This window comes from Pseudoxanthomonas sp. 68-E7, assembly GCF_057773145.1.
Genome location: NZ_JBYMTI010000001.1, coordinates 193661 through 209794, shown reverse-complemented (window position 1 = coordinate 209794; position 16134 = coordinate 193661). Strand labels below are relative to the sequence as shown.

The 16134-nt window shown below is 68.0% G+C and carries 12 protein-coding genes and 2 riboswitches; of the genes, 5 read left to right on the top strand and 7 right to left on the bottom strand.

Going from position 1 to position 16134, the window contains the following annotated elements; all coding sequences use genetic code 11:
• Window positions 1-8: 8 nt before the first annotated feature.
• On the top strand, window positions 9-1088 hold the full coding sequence (locus tag AC3DE2_RS00975; protein WP_488425232.1) for an alpha/beta hydrolase: 1080 nt from the start codon (window positions 9-11) through the stop codon (window positions 1086-1088).
• A gap of 10 nt (window positions 1089-1098) precedes the next feature.
• On the opposite strand, the gene rarD is transcribed toward AC3DE2_RS00975, so the two are convergent.
• The 5 genes from rarD to AC3DE2_RS00950 form a co-directional block, all read right to left on the bottom strand.
• Window positions 1099-2016 (bottom strand): EamA family transporter RarD, encoded by a 918-nt coding sequence (gene rarD, locus AC3DE2_RS00970; protein ID WP_488424667.1) that lies wholly within the window; start codon window positions 2014-2016, stop codon window positions 1099-1101.
• The gene (gene yedA, locus AC3DE2_RS00965) at window positions 2013-2915 is read right to left on the bottom strand and encodes a drug/metabolite exporter YedA (RefSeq protein ID WP_295381600.1); all 903 of its coding nucleotides are present in this window, start codon (window positions 2913-2915) and stop codon (window positions 2013-2015) included. The genes rarD and yedA overlap by 4 nt, the downstream gene beginning before the upstream one ends.
• Before the next feature lie 281 nt (window positions 2916-3196).
• A complete protein-coding gene (locus AC3DE2_RS00960) occupies window positions 3197-5389 on the bottom strand; it encodes a carboxy terminal-processing peptidase (protein ID WP_488424665.1) in 2193 nt (730 codons plus the stop codon).
• A 191-nt stretch (window positions 5390-5580) separates the two neighbouring features.
• Window positions 5581-6615 (bottom strand): lipoyl synthase, encoded by a 1035-nt coding sequence (gene lipA / locus AC3DE2_RS00955; RefSeq protein WP_488424664.1) that lies wholly within the window; start codon window positions 6613-6615, stop codon window positions 5581-5583.
• 385 nt (window positions 6616-7000) lie between these two features.
• Window positions 7001-9196, bottom strand: coding sequence for an AsmA family protein (locus tag AC3DE2_RS00950; RefSeq protein ID WP_488424662.1), 2196 nt, complete (start codon window positions 9194-9196; stop codon window positions 7001-7003).
• Between the two features lie 121 nt (window positions 9197-9317).
• On the opposite strand from AC3DE2_RS00950, the gene scpC reads away from it, so the two are divergent.
• The 3 genes from scpC to AC3DE2_RS00935 all read left to right on the top strand — a co-directional run bounded on the left by scpC (window position 9318) and on the right by AC3DE2_RS00935 (window position 12815).
• On the top strand, window positions 9318-10832 hold the full coding sequence (scpC, locus tag AC3DE2_RS00945; RefSeq protein WP_488424661.1) for a succinyl-CoA:acetate CoA-transferase ScpC: 1515 nt from the start codon (window positions 9318-9320) through the stop codon (window positions 10830-10832).
• Between the two features lie 324 nt (window positions 10833-11156).
• A complete protein-coding gene (locus AC3DE2_RS00940) occupies window positions 11157-11486 on the top strand; it encodes a hypothetical protein (RefSeq protein WP_488424660.1) in 330 nt (109 codons plus the stop codon).
• A 135-nt stretch (window positions 11487-11621) separates the two neighbouring features.
• Complete coding sequence (locus tag AC3DE2_RS00935; RefSeq protein ID WP_295374491.1) at window positions 11622-12815, top strand: acyltransferase family protein; 1194 nt, start codon at window positions 11622-11624, stop codon at window positions 12813-12815.
• A gap of 374 nt (window positions 12816-13189) precedes the next feature.
• Here AC3DE2_RS00935 and AC3DE2_RS00930 read toward each other — a convergent pair whose 3' ends face one another.
• Complete coding sequence (locus AC3DE2_RS00930) at window positions 13190-13696, bottom strand: GNAT family N-acetyltransferase (protein ID WP_488424659.1); 507 nt, start codon at window positions 13694-13696, stop codon at window positions 13190-13192.
• A 55-nt stretch (window positions 13697-13751) separates the two neighbouring features.
• Window positions 13752-13840: riboswitch (glycine riboswitch) on the top strand.
• Between the two features lie 14 nt (window positions 13841-13854).
• Window positions 13855-13946: riboswitch (glycine riboswitch) on the top strand.
• A gap of 110 nt (window positions 13947-14056) precedes the next feature.
• On the opposite strand from AC3DE2_RS00930, the gene AC3DE2_RS00925 reads away from it, so the two are divergent.
• Window positions 14057-14674: a trimeric intracellular cation channel family protein gene (locus AC3DE2_RS00925; RefSeq protein ID WP_488424658.1), complete on the top strand. Its 618-nt coding sequence runs from the start codon at window positions 14057-14059 to the stop codon at window positions 14672-14674.
• A gap of 187 nt (window positions 14675-14861) precedes the next feature.
• Here AC3DE2_RS00925 and AC3DE2_RS00920 read toward each other — a convergent pair whose 3' ends face one another.
• Window positions 14862-15935: a 3-deoxy-7-phosphoheptulonate synthase gene (locus AC3DE2_RS00920; protein ID WP_488424657.1), complete on the bottom strand. Its 1074-nt coding sequence runs from the start codon at window positions 15933-15935 to the stop codon at window positions 14862-14864.
• Window positions 15936-16134: the final 199 nt, after the last annotated feature.

The following is a 16134-nucleotide window of genomic DNA, read 5'->3' as shown; positions in this document are numbered from 1 at the left end:
TCGCCATGCTGCTGCGCCTGATCGCGCTGGCCTGCGTCTGCCTGTCGCTGGTCGGCTTCACCACTGCCCATCTGCCCGCCCTGTCGCTGGGCGAACGCCTGGCCGCGCCCGGCGGCGTGTCGCCGTTGCTGCCGCGCGCGCGCATCGAGGCGATGTATGCGCGGTTGCCGCATCGCGAAGGCTTCGTGCCGGTCAACGGCGTGCCGCTGTACTGGCGCGCCATCGATCCGGGCGACTACGGACTGCATTATCGCTATGCCGGCGGCACCGCCGACAACCGCATGGACTTCCAGCTCGACTTCAACGGCCCGGCGAAACCGTCGCCACGCGCGCCGCGTGGCACCGTCGTGCTGCTGCACGGCTGGATGATGGATGGCGGCTCGCTGCTGCCATGGGCGCTGGAACTGGCCCAGGCCGGCTACCGCACCATCAGCGTGGATCTGCGCAACCACGGCCGCTCCGGCGCCGCGCCGTCCGGCTACGGCACCCGCGAGGGCCAGGACGTGGTGGCGATGCTGCGCGCACTGCGCGAGCGCGGCGAGGTCACCGGCCCGCTGCACGTGATGGGCGTGTCCTACGGCGCGGCCACCGCGATCTTCACCGCCCGCGATCTCGGCGTGCAGGCCGGCGGCGTGGTGGCGATGGAATCGTTCGACAACGCCGGCAGCGCGATCCGCGACATGGTCCCGCACATGCTCACCCGGCCGGCGTCCAACTGGCGCGATCGGCTGGCCCTGCCACTGGTGCGCTGGCGCTACAGCGGCGACAGCCTCGACGTGGCGATCGCCCAGGCCGACCGCAAGCTCGGCCTGGATCTGGACCGGGTCGATGTCGGCGCGGCACTGGCGCAGGCGCCGGCCTGCGTGCTGCTGGTCCACGGCGACGCCGACCAGCACATCCCGGTCGCGCATGGCCGGCTGCTCGCGGCCGCGTCGAAGCGCGCCCGCTACCTGGAAATCGCCGGCGAGGATCACCTGAGCCTGCCGATGCGGCTGGATCGGCTCGCCCCGACCGTGATCGACTGGTTCAACCGCACGCCGACGGCAACGCCGGCCTGCCCGCAACCGCTGCCTCCCGGTCGCGCCTGAGCGCGGCGCCTTACTCGGTGACCGCGGCCGGCACCACCGGCCGCTGGCGCGAACGCCACAGGCCATCGGCGGCGAAGATCAGCAGGCCGGTCCAGATGGCGGCGAAGCCGAACGCCTGCGCGGCGCCGAACGGTTCGCGGAACACGAACACGCCGATCAGGAACTGGATGCTCGGCGCCACGTACTGCAGCAATCCGACCACCGTCAGCGGAATCCGGCGCACGCCATAGGCGAAGCCGATCAGCGGAATCGCGGTGACCACGCCGCCGAAGATCAGCAGCAGATCGATGCGCCAGCCCCAGCCCTGCAGGAAACCGCCGCCGTGGCCGTTCTCGCCCCAGGCGACGAACGCCAGCGCCGGCAGGAACAGGTAGAGGCTTTCCACGCCCAGCCCGGCCACGGCGTCGACCGCCACCAGTTTGCGTACCAGTCCATACAGGCCGAACGAGAGCGCCAGTCCCAACGCGATCCACGGCGGCGAACCGGCCTGCCAGGTCAGCCAGGCCACGCCGGCCAGGGCGAAGCCGACCGCGATCCATTGCGGGCGGCTCAACCGTTCGCGCAGCACCAGCACGCCCAGCAACACGTTGAGCAAGGGATTGATGAAGTAGCCGAGGCTGGTTTCGACCACGTGGCCGGCGTTGACCGCCCAGATGTACAGGCCCCAGTTGAAGGCGATGAGCAGGCTGCTCAGGCCCAGCGCGGCGAACGCGCGCGGTTGCGCGCGCACCGCGCGCAGCCAGCCCAGGCCGTTCTTCAGCGCCAGCCAGCCCACCACCAGCAGCGCGCTCCAGACGATGCGATGGGCGATGATCTGGAACGAGGGCACGACCTTGAGCAGGTGCCAGTACAGCGGCACCACGCCCCAGATGACGAACGTCAGGACGGTGATCACCAGTCCCTTGCGATCGATGGCGGCCTGGCTCATGCGCGCTTCGCCTTCGCCAGGGTGATGACCACCACGCCCAGCAGGATCATCGCCATCGCGCCCAGGTCATGCGCGCTGAAACTCTCGTGGGCGATCCACGCGCCCAGCGCCACCGCGATCACCGGATTGATGTAGGCATAGCTGCCGGCCACCGCCGGCCGCACGTTGTGCAGCAGCCAGACATAGGCGCTGAAGGCGACGATGGAACCGAACATCGCCAGATAGCCGACCGCCAGCGTGCCCTGCAGGGTCGGCCAGCCAGTGAAGCGCTCGCCGATCGCCGCGCCCACCACCAGCATGATCACGCCGCCGCAGATCATCTGCGCGGCCGCGGACATGAAGGGGGTCGGCAAATCCCGCCCGCGGCTCCAGACCGAACCGTAGGCCCAGGCGATCGGCGCGATCAGCAGCATGATCAGGCCCTTGGGACTGGCGGTCAGCGCGCTGCCGGAATTGAGCCAGACCACGCCCAGGAAACCAATCACGATGCCCGCCCACTCGGCGCGGCTGGGATGCTGCCCGCGCATCGCGCCGAACAGGCCCATCCACAACGGCATCGACGCCACCGCAACCGCCGCCAGGCCCGAGGACACGGTCTGCTCGGCCACGCATACGAAGCCGTTGCCGAACAGCAGCAGCGCCACCGCCATGAACGCCAGGTTCTTCCACTGCGCGCCGGTCGGCGCGGCATAGCCGCGCCAGCGCAGCACCGCGTACATCAACGTGCCGGCGACGATGAAGCGACCACCGGCCATCAGCAGTGGCGGGTAGCCGCCTTCCAGGGCCAGGCGGATGCCGAGATAGGTGGAACCCCAGACGACATAGACCAGGGCCAGGGCGACGACGACGGCGACACCACCGCGCGCGGGCGCGGCGGTGCTGGAGGTGGAGGAGTTCATGGGGGGAGCGCCAAGCGTATTGGGACTTATTCTAGGACAGTGCCGAAGGCCGCGGCGTGACACCACCATTGAAAGGTTTCACGGTCCGCCTTTCATCTGGCTCAAGTCTCCCCGCGTCAGGCGTAGCAGGAACGACGTGAGTCGCGGCCGTAAAACGTCCCTTCCTCCCAGCGTCGCCGCAAGCTCCGCGGCGTCCCGTCCCCGCTCCCGCCACGAAGCCTCGAACAAAAAAAGCGCGGCCCGGAGGCCGCGCTTTTTCACCTCTTCGGAACCACGCCGACTCAGTCCGCCCAGCGCCCCGGCCCGGTGGATTCCGGCAGCACCTGCGCCGACAGCTTGCGGTCCTGGTTCAACACGTCGATGGCATCGCCCAGGATCGCGGCCGACTCGCGCAGCAGCGGATCCGGGCGCTTGTCGACCAGCTTCTCGCGGGCGGCGTCCTTGACGATATCGCGCTCGCTCGCCCCCAGGCCGTCGTCGGCCAGGTCATCGGCCAGCGGGTCCAGGGCCAGTCCCAGCGCCTTGCGCTCGGCCTGGCGGGCCTTGAACTGCGCGTCCTGTTTCTCGCGCTCGGCGCGGCGCTCGGCCTCGTTGAGCGAGACATACTTCTTGGCCGCCTCGGCGCGGAACTGCGCCACGTCCTCCAGCCTCCACTGGAATTCCTTGTCCTTCAGCACGCGGGCGGCATGCAGGGACTCCAGCTTCGGCAGCAGCGGCGCGAAGTTGCCGTACTGGGTATGCGGCACGGCGGCGATGCGGGTCCACGGCAGCGCGTTGTCGTAGGTGCTCTCGCCGTACTCGCTGGCGTCCACGCTCACCGGGAAGGCGATGTCCGGCACCACGCCCTTGTGCTGGGTGCTGCCGCCGGCCACCCGGAAGAACTGGGCGATGGTCAGCTTGACCTGGCCGAAGCGCGCGGTCTCGTTGGCCGGCCAGCGGTCCAGATCGACCATGTTCTGCACAGTGCCCTTGCCGAAGCTGGTCTCGCCGATCACCAGGCCGCGGCCGTAATCCTGGATGGCGCCGGCGAAGATTTCCGACGCCGAGGCCGAGCCACGGTTGATCAGCACCGCCAGCGGACCGTCCCAGGCCACGCCCGGCTTGCGATCGCTGTTGACCGTCACGCGGCCGCCGGATTCACGCACCTGCACCACCGGCCCCTTGTCGATGAACAGGCCGGTCAGTTCGACCGCCTCGTCCAGCGAACCGCCGCCATTGCTGCGCAGGTCCATCACCACGCCATCGACGTCCTGGGTCTTGAACTGGGCCAGCAGCTTGGCGATGTCGCGGGTCGCGGAGGTGAAGTCGTTGGGATTGCGGCGGCGGCCCTCGAAATCCTGGTAGAACGCCGGCAGCTTGATCACGCCGATGCGCCGCTGCGGCTCGCCGTTGGCGCCAGGCAGCGTAATGGTCTCGGCCTTGGCCGCCTGCTCCTCCAGCTTGACCTTCTGGCGGGTGATGGTGACCTGGGCGTGCTTGCCGTCGATGCCGGATTCGACCGGGATGTACTCGATGCGGACCTGGGTGTCCTTCTTGCCGCGGATCTGGGCGACGACGTCGTCGATGCGCCAGCCGATCACGTCGGTCATCTGGCCGGACCTGCCCTGGCCGACCGCGACGATGCGATCGCCGACCTTGAGCTTGCCGCTCAGGTCCGCCGGGCCGCCGGGGACGATCTCGCGGATCGCCACCAGGTCGTCCTGCCGCTGCAGCACCGCGCCGATGCCTTCCAGCGAAAGCGACATCGACTGGTTGAAGTTCTCGGCGGTGCGCGGGGTGAAGTAATCGGTGTGCGGATCGATCGCGCTGGTGTAGCTGTTGAGGAAGGCCTGGAACACGTCCTCGCTCTTGAATTCGTCGACCGTGCGCTGCAGGTTGGCGTAGCGCTTGTCCAGGGTCTTGCGGATGTCCTCGGGCTTCTTGCCGGCCAGTTTCAGGCGCAGCCAGTCGTTCATCACCGACTTCTTCCAGATCGCATCCAGTTCCTGGGTGCTGGCAGCCCACGGCACGTCCTTGCGGTCGTACTCCCAGCGTTCGTTGCCGCTGAAGTCGAAGTCCTGCTTGAGCAGCGACCGCGCATAGGCGACGCGCTGCTGCACGCGCTGGCGATAGATGGTGAAGACGTCGTACGCCGGATCCAGCTCGCCGCTGCGGATCGCGTCGCCCATCCGCGCCTGGTAGGGCGCGAACTTGGCCACGTCGGCGGCGGTGAAGAACTGCTTGCCGCCGTCCAGCGCCTCCAGGTAGCGCTTGAAGATGTCCGCCGACAATGTTTCATCCAGCGCGCGCGGGCGATAGGCGTAGCGGCTGTCGGACAACAGGCCGTACACCAGCTTGGAGGTGGTGGCCTGATCCGCGGTGGGCGCGGTCGGCAGCGCGACGCGGTTGTCGCCATCGCCACGCGCCAGCAGCGCCAGCGGCGAGGCCAGCGCCAGGGACAGCAGGAGGACGGCGGGGACTTTCTTCACTTTCATCGGGTACTCGCGGCCGGGAGGCCTTGCTGGAGAACGGCGGGGAATCTGACAACCAGACAGTGCCCAAAGTTGCGGCGCTTGTCATCCCTGTCTTTCGGCAGGCGGAACGGCCCGCCGAAAGAGACCCTAACCCCGGGCCCGTAGAGAAAAGTGAACCTGTTTCGGCTGGCCGTCCGTCGGCCGCCAACGGTTCAGCCGGCAGCCGTGTTGCGGGCGCTGGCGGCCGCCTCGGCCGCCTGGCGATCGGCGTGGTAGGAGGAACGCACCAGCGGACCGGAAGCGACATGGCTGAAACCCAGCTCGTTGCCGTAGAGCTCCAGTTCCTTGAACTCCTCCGGGGTCCAGTAGCGCATCACCGGATGGTGGTGCGCGGTCGGCTGCAGGTACTGGCCGATGGTGACCATTTCCACGTCGTGGGCGCGCAGGTCGCGCAGGGTGGCCTTCACCTGCTCCATGGTCTCGCCCAGGCCCAGCATGATGCCGGACTTGGTCGGCAGCGCCGGATGCTGCTGCTTGAACTTCTGCAGCAGGGTCAGCGACCACTGGTAGTCGGCGCCGGGACGGACATTGGGGTACAGGTCCGGCACGGTCTCGATGTTGTGGTTGAACACGTCCGGCGGATTGACCGCCAGGATCTCCAGCGCGCGGTCCATGCGGCCCTTGCCGCGGAAATCCGGGGTCAGGATCTCGATGCGGGTGCCGGGCGAATGCTCGCGGATGGCGGCGATGCAGTCGACGAAATGCTGGGCACCGCCGTCACGCAGGTCGTCGCGGTCGACGCTGGTCACCACCACGTACTTCAGGCCCATGTCGGCCACGGTGTGGGCCAGGCTGAGCGGCTCGGACGCGTCCGGCGGCTTGGGCCGGCCATGGGCGACGTCGCAGAACGAACAACGGCGGGTGCAGACCTCGCCCAGGATCATGAAGGTCGCGGTGCCATGGCCGAAGCATTCATGGATGTTCGGGCAACTGGCTTCCTCGCACACGGTGACAAGCCGGTTCTCGCGCAGTTTGGCCTTCAGCCGCGCCACCGAGCCGTCGCTGGGAATGCGCACGCGGATCCACGAGGGCTTGCGCAGCACCGGCGCATCGGCGAACTGCACCGGCGAGCGGGAAATCTTGTCGCCGCCCAGTTGCTTGACGCCGGTTTCCAGCGGGGCGGAGGGCGCGGTGTTGGCGGAGGAAACGACCTGCAGGGGAATCTGGCGTGGGGAGGATTCGTTCATGGCGTGAATTCTACGCCTCCCCCACCCCACCGGCAGCCGCGATTGCCACGCTCGCCGGAATCCAGCGTCGCAATGGCATCCTGGCGCTGCGAATCCCGGGCATAAAAAAAGCCCGCAATGGCTAGGCCAGTTGCGGGCTTGCTCCCTCCCCCACGTCGGGATGCGGGGCCATCGTGAAGGAGCGGTTACCGGGCTTGCACGCTGCACTGCAAAACAGAACCGGGCAGTACATTTGAGCGTGGAACCATGTTTTCACCAAAAGCCTTGTGCCGCTTGGATGTTACCGATGCCAGACCAATTTCGAGGCAAATCCTGTAACCGGTTTCACGGTTCTCCCCCGGAAACCTGAATAGGGGCAAAACCGTTCAGCTGCGCAAAACGGCCTTCAACGCAGCAGATCCGGTTGCGCCTGGTACCACTCCCGCGCCTTCACCAGGTGCCAGCGCCGGGTATTGTCCTGCAATTCCAGCCCGGCGCTCAGCACGCCCCAGCGGGCGTACAACTGGCCAGTGCGGCGCTGGCCCCGCAAGCGCAGCCGGGCCTGCAGGTCGAAGCGCTGGTTGTTGGCCTTGACCCGATCCAGCACCAGCACGTCGTCGCGCCACTGCACCCGGCCGTCGGCCTGCGCCTGGCCGGCGTCGACCAGCCGGTAGACCCATTTCGGGTAGTCCTTCTGGCGCGAGAACAGGGCCAGCAGGAAACCCACGTCCTTCATCTGCACCGCAGCGCTGCCGCCCGCGCTGAGTGGCCGATCCACGTCCAGCCGCGCACGATCCAGGCGCAGCTTCGCCCACCAACCGCTGCGCGCGTCGCCGCCGGGTTCGCGGAAACCGAGGTTGCGGAACTGCACGGTGCTGCCATCGGCGACGAATACCCGTCGCCTGAGGTCCGCGCGGCGCAGGGCCAGGCCGATGTCGACGTCGCCGCGCAGATCGATGCCGGCCAGGTGCATGCGCGCACCGCGCCCGGTGATGCGCAGGCGGCCCTGGCCGACATCGCCGGCGGTATCCAGCGACAGATCGCCGCTGAGGAAACCGGCGCCACCGTCGAAGCGCATGTGCCGGCGCGGCAGGTAGGGGTTGTATACCCGCAGGTCCGGCACGTTGGCGTTGTCGAACACCACCCGCCCGCGCATGGCGTTGCGCAGATCCTGCAGTTGTCCATCGGCATTGAGGAACAGGCGCAGGTTGCGGCCCTGCACGTAGGGGCGGTCCGGCGCGCGTACCGAGGCGACATGGAATTGCTCCATCACCGCCTGCAGGCGCGGCACCAGTTGGCCACCGGCGCCGGCGTCCAGGCGGATGTCGGCGTGCGCGCGGCCACGGATGCGGTTGCCCATCACGTCGGCCACCGCTTCCACTTCGGGCACGCCGATGCGGCTGCCGGACGCCAGCTTGCCGTCCACCACCTGCACGTCGGCATCGACATCGCCCGCGCCATCCAGGCGCAGCCACGGGGTGCGCGGGAACAGGCTGGTGATCCAGTGCAGCGAGGAGAATCGCCAACGCCCGACCACGTGTCCGGAGGCGCGCGGCAGCAACGACGGGAAATCGCCCAGTGGAACCTCGCGGCCGCGCAGGCGCAGGTCGGCGTCCACCGACATCCGTCCTTCGGCCAGCGGCGGCGCCTTCACCCGCAAGGCGATGTCGCGCTGATCCACCGCCAGCGCGATGCCCAGCGCATCGGCACGGCTGGCGCCGGAGGCGTCGTGTCCACCGATCGGCATGCTCCAGCGCAGGCGGCTGCCCGGCGTCAGCACGCCTTTCGAAAAACCCAGATCGATGTCGGCATGGCCGCGTCCCGGCACCAGCGCCAGGGTCACGTCGCCCGGCACCGGGGTGACGTCGATCGCGCTGGTGGTGCCGCGCAGTTTCAGTCGCGCGTCGGTCTTGAGCAGCTTGCGCAGGCCGGGCGCTTGCTCGCGCCGATGCCTGGCGATGGCGAACGTGGCCTCCAGCGCCGCGTCACGCAGCACCTCCTCGCCGTCGCGGATCAGTCTTGCCTTGTGGAAGCTCGCCCGCGACGGCAGCAGTTCCATCGGCCCACCGCGCAGTTGCTTGACGAAGCCGACCCGCGCGCTGCCGTCGCCCTCCAGGCGCAGGCCACCGAACTCGCCGCGACGCACGCTGTCGCTGGCGATGCGATCGAAACGCAGGACCCAGCCGCCGTCGGCCGGGGGCGGCACCGGCAGTTCGCGTGCCGCCTGGCGGATGCTTCCGCGCACTTCGCCGGCCTGCAACCACGGCACATGCAATTCCCGGCGCAGCAGCGGCGACAGGGCGATGCGCCCGCGGACCTCGTCCGCCTGCGCCTGCCAGGCGATCCGTCGGACCTGTCCCTGCAGGCGCACGTCGCGCAGGGTGACCCGGCCCGGCCACCAGCTGTGGCCGCCAGCCCAGTGCATCTGGAACTTCTCCGGTTTGCGGTTGAGCGTGCGCTCGCCCCAGGCGGTGTTGATCCACAGATTGGCCGCGGCCAGATAAAGCGCGTAGATGGCCAGCAGGGCCACGACCACCCGCAGCGACCCGCGCCGCACCGCGTTCCAGCGGGAAGGATTCCCGTGATTCGACATCCTGTTCATGCGCACAGCATGCCCGAACCACCGGACCCGGAAAATCGCGCGCTGTGGATTCCCCGATGGTCTTGGTGCCCGGACGGGCCGGCGCGGCGATAATGAGCGCTTTCCGTTTCCAAGCGCCTGCATGTCCAGCGATCGTATCCGCCATCCGCGCCTGCGCGGGCTTGTCGTCTCCGCCGAGGCCGCCGCCGCGCACATCCAGCCCGGCGAGACCGTGGCCATGAGCGGGTTCACCGGGTCGGGCTATCCCAAGGAGGTGCCGCTGGCGCTGGCCGACCGGATCGACCGCTGGCACGCGGAAGGACGCGGCTTCCAGATCCGCCTGCTGACCGGCGCCTCGACCGCGCCGGAACTGGACGGCGCGCTGGCCAAGGTCGACGGCATCGCCCTGCGGCTGCCGTTCCAGAGCGATCCGGACACGCGCCAGCGCATCAACGCCGGCACGCTGGAATACATCGACGCCCACCTGAGCCACGTCGCCCAGCACACCTGGTTCGGCTTCTACGGACAGATCGATACCGCGGTGGTGGAAGCCTCGGCGATCCGCGAGGACGGCGCGCTGGTGCCATCGACGTCGCTGGGCAACAACAAGACCTGGCTGGACCTGGCGCGCAAGGTGATCGTGGAGGTCAACGACTGGCAGCCCGAAGGCCTGGACGGCATGCATGACATCTACTACGGCACCGCCCTGCCGCCGCACCGCAAGCCGATTCCGCTGATCCATCCGGACGATCGCATCGGCGACACCGCGCTGCGCTGCGATCCCGACAAGATCGTCGCGGTGGTGCGCACCCACGGCCCGGATCGCAACAGCCCGTTCAATCCCGCCGACGCCACCAGCCAGCGGATCGCCGCGCACCTGATCGAGTTCCTGCAGCACGAGGTGAAACAGGGCCGCCTGCCGCCCAACCTGCTGCCGCTGCAGTCCGGCGTGGGCAACATTCCCAATGCCGTGCTGGCGGGACTGTCGGCCAGCGGCTTCCGTGACCTGACCGCCTTCACCGAGGTCATCCAGGACGGCATGCTGGACATGCTGCGCGACGGCGTCCTGCGCAGCGCCTCGTGCACGGGCTTCGCGCTCAGCCCGGAAGCCAACGAGGTGTTCAAGCAGGACATCGGTTTCTATCGCGAGCGCATCGTCATGCGCACGCAGGAGATCTCCAACCATCCGGAACTGGTGCGCCGGCTCGGCTGCATCTGCATGAACGGCATGGTGGAAGCGGACCTGTACGGCAACGTCAATTCCACCCACATCATGGGTTCGCGGATCCAGAACGGCATCGGCGGATCCGGCGACTTCGCCCGCAACGGCTACCTGTCGATCTTCCTCAGCCCCAGCATCGCCAAGGGTGGCAGCATCTCCTCGCTGGTGCCGATGGTCAGCCACGTGGATCACACCGAGCACGACGTCTCGATCATCGTCACCGAACAGGGCCTGGCGGATCTGCGCGGCCTGTCGCCGAAGCAGCGCGCCCGCGTGCTGATTGCCCGCTGCGCGCATCCGGACTACCGCGACCTGCTGACCGACTATTACGAGCGCGCCTTGCATGCCAGCTATGGCCGCCACACGCCGCACCTGCTGCCCGAAGCCTTGTCCTGGCACCAGCGCTGGCTGGATACGGGCAGCATGAAGGGCTGAGGCAGTCCTCCTTCCTCGGAAGGAAGAAAGCACTCGATATTCCCCTACCCGTCATTCGGCGGTCGGGGAGTGTTGCGAGGGCAAGCGTGGAGCTTCCCGCCAGTCTTTCGCCATCGGGAGCCGCTAGCCCTGGGACAGGGCAGGCGCCCGCTCCATGGCCTGAATGGAGCGAGGCCATCGCCGGATTCGATATCCGCCTCGGAACACGACGGCGCCGGATCCAGGGCCGGGCCGCTTCTTGAAAATTCCTGCGGGCGGGTGTGATGTTTCGCGCGCCGGCGCGAATCATGGTGTCGAGGGCGCGAAGTCCGCGCCGGGAAGCCCATGGATACGATCACCCCTACCATCCCCGCCATGACCGCGATCGACGCCCGCACGCCTTCGGTGCGCCGCCGCGACGCTCCTCCGGCATCGTATTCAAGGTTTCCCGCAGCCGTGCATGCCACGTTCAAGACCCTGCCGATCCGGCACGGGGGATCACCGCGCAACATTTGCGCGCCTGCCCGAACGTCGACCAGGCGCGCAGCGGTGCCTGTTCGCCAGGGCGGCGTCGACCTGTTGGCCAGGATGCTTTCACTGGTGCGGGCTCGCCGGAAGATCGACGGCGCCCGGAATGGCGGCAGCCCGCGCGGGGCATTGGCGCAGCTGAAATGAGCTGAAGCGCTTCCAGCGCGTTGAACCGCGCATTCCCGCAATGCCGGCGCCTCCGGCCTCGAACCGAAGTACCTCACCGGCCGCAAGCCCGTCGCATGCGGTGCGGCCCCTTGCATCCCGACCTCGGAGCATTCCATGCCATCCACACCCGTCCCTCCTTCCGGCGAACGCCTGCACGGCCTGGATGCCGTGCGCGCCATCGCCCTGCTGCTCGGCCTGGTCGTGCATGCCAGCATGTCCTGGCTGCCCGGCGCGCAGTACTTCTGGCTCACCCATGATGCGACCCCGAACGCATGGGCCGGATTGGCGTTCTACGTGCCGCACATGTTCCGCATGCTGCTGTTCTTCCTGCTTGCGGGCTTCTTCGCGCGCCTGGCGCACGAACGCATGGGAACCCGGGCATTCATCCGCGATCGCGGGAAGCGCATCGCCATGCCCCTGCTGTCCGGCTGGTTCCCGATGCTGATGGCGATCCTCGCGGTGGCGGCATGGAACGCCTGGCTGGTCAACAACGGAAAGATGCCCGAAGCCCCTCCCACCCCGCCGCTGTCGCCGCGCCATTTCCCGCTCACGCATCTCTGGTTCCTGTACGTGTTGCTGCTGTGCTACATCGCCGCGATGCTGGTGCGTGCCACGCTTGGCCGCAGCGCATTCGTGCAACGCGCCGCCGATGCCGGCGTGCGCCTGTTCGCCTCGCCGATCGGCCCGCTGCTGCTTGCGATACCGCTGGGATCCGCGCTGGCCACGCATGCCTCGTGGTTCGCCTGGTTTGGCATCCCGACACCGGACCAGTCGTTGTATCCCAGCCTGGCGGCGTGGATCGCTTTCGGCAGCGCCTTCGGCCTGGGTTGGCTGCTGCATCGGCAACCGCAACTGTTGCGGGGCTGGGCCGGCCACTGGCCACTGCACCTGGCGATTGCGGTCGTGGCGACCATCGGCTGCATGCTGCACATCGGGCTTGCGCCGCAACTGGTCGCCGCGCCCCGGGACATGGTTACGCTGGCCTACGCGGTGGCCTATTCCATCGCCGGCTGGAGCTGGAGCTTCGCCCTGGTTGGCATGGGGCTGCGCTTCCTGTCCGGACACAGCCGGATTCGCCGCTACCTGGCCGATGCTTCGTACTGGATCTATTTCGCGCACCTGCCGGTGGTGATGGCGATGCAGGTGGCGATGTCGCGCGTGCAATGGCCGTGGTTCGTGGAGTTCCTGGTGGTCTTGTTGGTTTCGATGGCGCTGCTGCTGTCAAGCTACGACCTGCTGGTACGCAACAGCTTCATCGGCGCCTGGCTCAACGGGCGGCGCAAGCCGCGCGGGTTGGAATACCGCTGAAGCGCTGTTGCGGGTTGACGTCCTTCATGACCCTCTTGACCCGCCATTCGGATGTTGAAAGTGAAAAGGAGCGGGTCCCGGCGTGGCAGGTGACGGTGGGTTTGTTTTTGGCGCGGAGAGCAAATCCCCCTCGGTCCCCCTTCTTCGAAGGGGGAGGAAAAGCAGAGCACTTCCAGTGCTCTTTTAGCCCCCTTTAAAAAAGAGGGCGGGCGTCCGCGCAGCGGGCGACGGGGGATTTGCTTTTGGGGCTGAGCACAAATCCCCTCAATCCCCCTTCTCCGAAGGGCGAAGCAAAGGAAGGCGGAGATGCGGCATCCGCGGATGGATGCCATTTTTCCGAACCGCAGCAGGACGCGCGCCTGCCGGCGACTTCGTCAGGAAGCCTCGAACGCCAGGCTGTAACTCACCGCGCCCTGCGGACGACTGCCATCGAAGGTCAGCGCCATGAAGTATTCGGCCGGCGCGCCTTCGTAGCGCAACGCGGCGTCGTGCGCGAATCCGAAGCGCGCGTAGTAACCGGGATCCCCCAGCACCACGCAGCCACCCGCGCCGGCCTGGCGCAGCCGGGCCAAGCCGGCTTCGATCAGCGCGGCACCGACGCCCACGCCCTGTCGATCCGGCGCCACCGCCACCGGTCCCAGTCCGTACCAGCCGGCTGCGCCGTCGTCGATGACCACCGGCGAAAACGCCACATGTCCGATCACCCGGCCGCCCTGTTCCGCCAGCAGCGCCAGGCTCAGTTCGGCGCGCGCGCGCAGGGCGTCGACTATCGCCGCCTCGGTGCCGCTGCTGTGCTCGGCGCCGGCGAAGGCCTCGCTGATCAGGGCGCGGATGGCGGGCAGGTCGGAGGGCGTTTCGGTGCGCAGGGCGTAGGCGATCATGGCGACAGGTGGACGAACGGAGCCGGCATTTTCACATCCGGCTCTGCTAAAGTGCGCGCCGGATGCAGGAGAGTGGAGCCACGCGGCTCCCGCCGAAGGCGCAGGCTCCCATAATCGCTCAGGCCCGGTTGCCGTCGGCAGCCATCCACTGCGTCCACCCACGCCGATCTGGAGAGAGGTCTTCGATGACCCGCCGAAGGGGCAAGCGGCCCACGCCGCCGAACTCTCAGGCAAAAGGACAGCGGGAGCGGCACCGGATTCCGGTCTTGATGCGAGCGCCTTGCCCCGCGCGCCCCTGGCGCGTGGCTGCCGCGTGCGCACCCACGCCGGTTCCGGCCACTTTCCTGCCGGATACCCGACATGTTGCTGTCCCTGATCTACCTCGTCGCCATCACCGCCGAAGCCATGACCGGCGCGCTGTCCGCCGGCCGCCGGCGGATGGATCTGTTCGGCGTCGTCATCATCGCCTCGGTCACCGCGCTCGGCGGCGGTTCACTGCGTGACATCGTGCTGGGCCACTATCCCCTGGGCTGGGTCAAGCATCCCGAGTACCTGGGCTACACGATTGGCGCAGCCATCGTCGCCACCTTCGTCGCCCGCTGGATGCACCACCTGCGCCAGGCCTTCCTGTGGCTGGATGCGCTGGGCCTGGTCGCCTTCACCCTGATCGGCTGCGCGATCGCGCGCGAGGCCGGGCACGCGCCGGTGATCGTGGTGATCGCCGGCATGCTCACCGGCACCTTCGGCGGTGTCCTGCGCGACGTGCTCTGCAATGAAATCCCGCTGCTGTTCCACAAGGAACTGTATGCCAGCGTGTCGCTGCTCACCGGCGCGGCGTATCTGCTCCTGCTGCATGAGGGAGTGAACGAGTCCACCACCACGCTGGGCTGCCTGGGCGGTGGCTTCCTGCTGCGGCTGATGGCGATCCGCTACAACTGGGACGTGCCGAAGTTCGTCTACCGCGACGAAGTCCACTGACCGGCCGCGAGCCCTTCCCCAATAAGCCGCGCAAGCAAATCACACGCGGTGGCAGGAAAGGACATCACCGTGGCGAAGACCTCCGCACCACGCAGGAGCGGCTCCGGGAACTGCGCCGGCGATCCGGAGAGAGGGAGACGGATCGCCTTCGCACCCGGGCCACTCCTGCGGCCCGCGATTTTTCCCGTTACGCCGCCTGCGACACGTTGCGTTCGCGGCGGCGGCGCACCGCGGCCGCCAGTCGTTCCAGCACCGCGACCGAACGATCCCAGCCGATGCAGCCATCAGTGATGCTCTGCCCGTAGGCCAGCGTCTGGCCCGGTACCAGATCCTGGCGGCCGGCGACCAGATGGCTTTCGATCATGGCGCCGATGATGCGGGTCTCGCCGGCCTCGATCTGCGCGGCGATGTCCTCGATGACCGCGGGCTGGTTCTCGGGATCCTTCAGGCTGTTGGCGTGGCTGGCGTCGATCATCAGGCGCGGCGCCAGGCCGGCCTTCGCCAGCACCCGGCTGGCCGCCTCGACGCTGCCGGCGTCGTAGTTCGGCGCCTTGCCGCCGCGCAGGATCACGTGGCAATCCGGATTGCCGGTGGTGGCGGCAATGGCCGATCGGCCTTCCTTGGTGACGGCCAGGAAATGATGCGGATGCGAAGCCGCGTTGACCGCGTCGGCGGCGATCTTCACGTTGCCGTCGGTGCCGTTCTTGAAGCCGACCGGGCACGACAGGCCGGAGGCGAGTTCACGATGGATCTGGCTCTCGGTGGTGCGTGCGCCGATCGCGCCCCATGCCACCAGGTCGGCGATGTACTGCGGCGAGGTGGTGTCCAGGTATTCGCAGCCAGCCGGCAGGCCCAGGCGATTGATGTTGCGCAGCAGGCCGCGCGCCAGGCGCAGGCCTTCGTTGATGCGGAAGCTGCCGTCCAGGCCGGGGTCGTTGATCAACCCTTTCCAGCCCACCGTGGTGCGCGGCTTCTCGAAATACACGCGCATGACGATTTCCAGTTCCCCGCCCAGCGCATCACGCAAGGGGCGCAGGCGCTGCGCGTACTCCATCGCGGCGATGGGATCGTGGATGGAACAGGGACCGATCACCACCGCCAGGCGGTCGTCGCGGCCCTGCAGGATCTCGTGCAGCGCCTGCCGGCTGCGGGTGACGGTTTCGGATACGGCTTCATCGCAGGGCAGTTCCGCGATCACCTCGGCGGGAGGCGTGAGCGGTTCCAGCTTGCGGATGCGCAGGTCGTCGGTATGGGGCGCCATCGGGGAATCTCCAGGTTGTTTGTCTGTTTTCGATGTCGCCAGCCCCGGAAGCAAAAAAGCCGCCAGGTTCGCTGGCGGCTTTCGGGAATGCGTCTGAACGTTTCGTCAGGGTGAGCGCAGTCCTTCCTCCGCCAGCGGCATCGGAAAGTAGTACCAAAAGTAAAAGCTGGCGCGGGCTGCGTTCATGAGGGTGCATTGA

Bases quoted from the DNA above. Each gene is read 5' to 3' on its own strand.
- rarD (WP_488424667.1), bottom strand. From the start codon at position 2,016: ATGAGCCAGGCCGCCATCGATCGCAAGGGACTGGTGATCACCGTCCTG.
- yedA (WP_295381600.1), bottom strand. From the start codon at position 2,915: ATGAACTCCTCCACCTCCAGCACCGCCGCGCCCGCGCGCGGTGGTGTC.
- AC3DE2_RS00960 (WP_488424665.1), bottom strand. From the start codon at position 5,389: ATGAAAGTGAAGAAAGTCCCCGCCGTCCTCCTGCTGTCCCTGGCGCTG.
- lipA (WP_488424664.1), bottom strand. From the start codon at position 6,615: ATGAACGAATCCTCCCCACGCCAGATTCCCCTGCAGGTCGTTTCCTCC.
- AC3DE2_RS00950 (WP_488424662.1), bottom strand. From the start codon at position 9,196: ATGAACAGGATGTCGAATCACGGGAATCCTTCCCGCTGGAACGCGGTG.
- scpC (WP_488424661.1), top strand. From the start codon at position 9,318: ATGTCCAGCGATCGTATCCGCCATCCGCGCCTGCGCGGGCTTGTCGTC.
- AC3DE2_RS00940 (WP_488424660.1), top strand. From the start codon at position 11,157: ATGGATACGATCACCCCTACCATCCCCGCCATGACCGCGATCGACGCC.
- AC3DE2_RS00935 (WP_295374491.1), top strand. From the start codon at position 11,622: ATGCCATCCACACCCGTCCCTCCTTCCGGCGAACGCCTGCACGGCCTG.
- AC3DE2_RS00930 (WP_488424659.1), bottom strand. From the start codon at position 13,696: ATGATCGCCTACGCCCTGCGCACCGAAACGCCCTCCGACCTGCCCGCC.
- AC3DE2_RS00925 (WP_488424658.1), top strand. From the start codon at position 14,057: ATGTTGCTGTCCCTGATCTACCTCGTCGCCATCACCGCCGAAGCCATG.
- AC3DE2_RS00920 (WP_488424657.1), bottom strand. From the start codon at position 15,935: ATGGCGCCCCATACCGACGACCTGCGCATCCGCAAGCTGGAACCGCTC.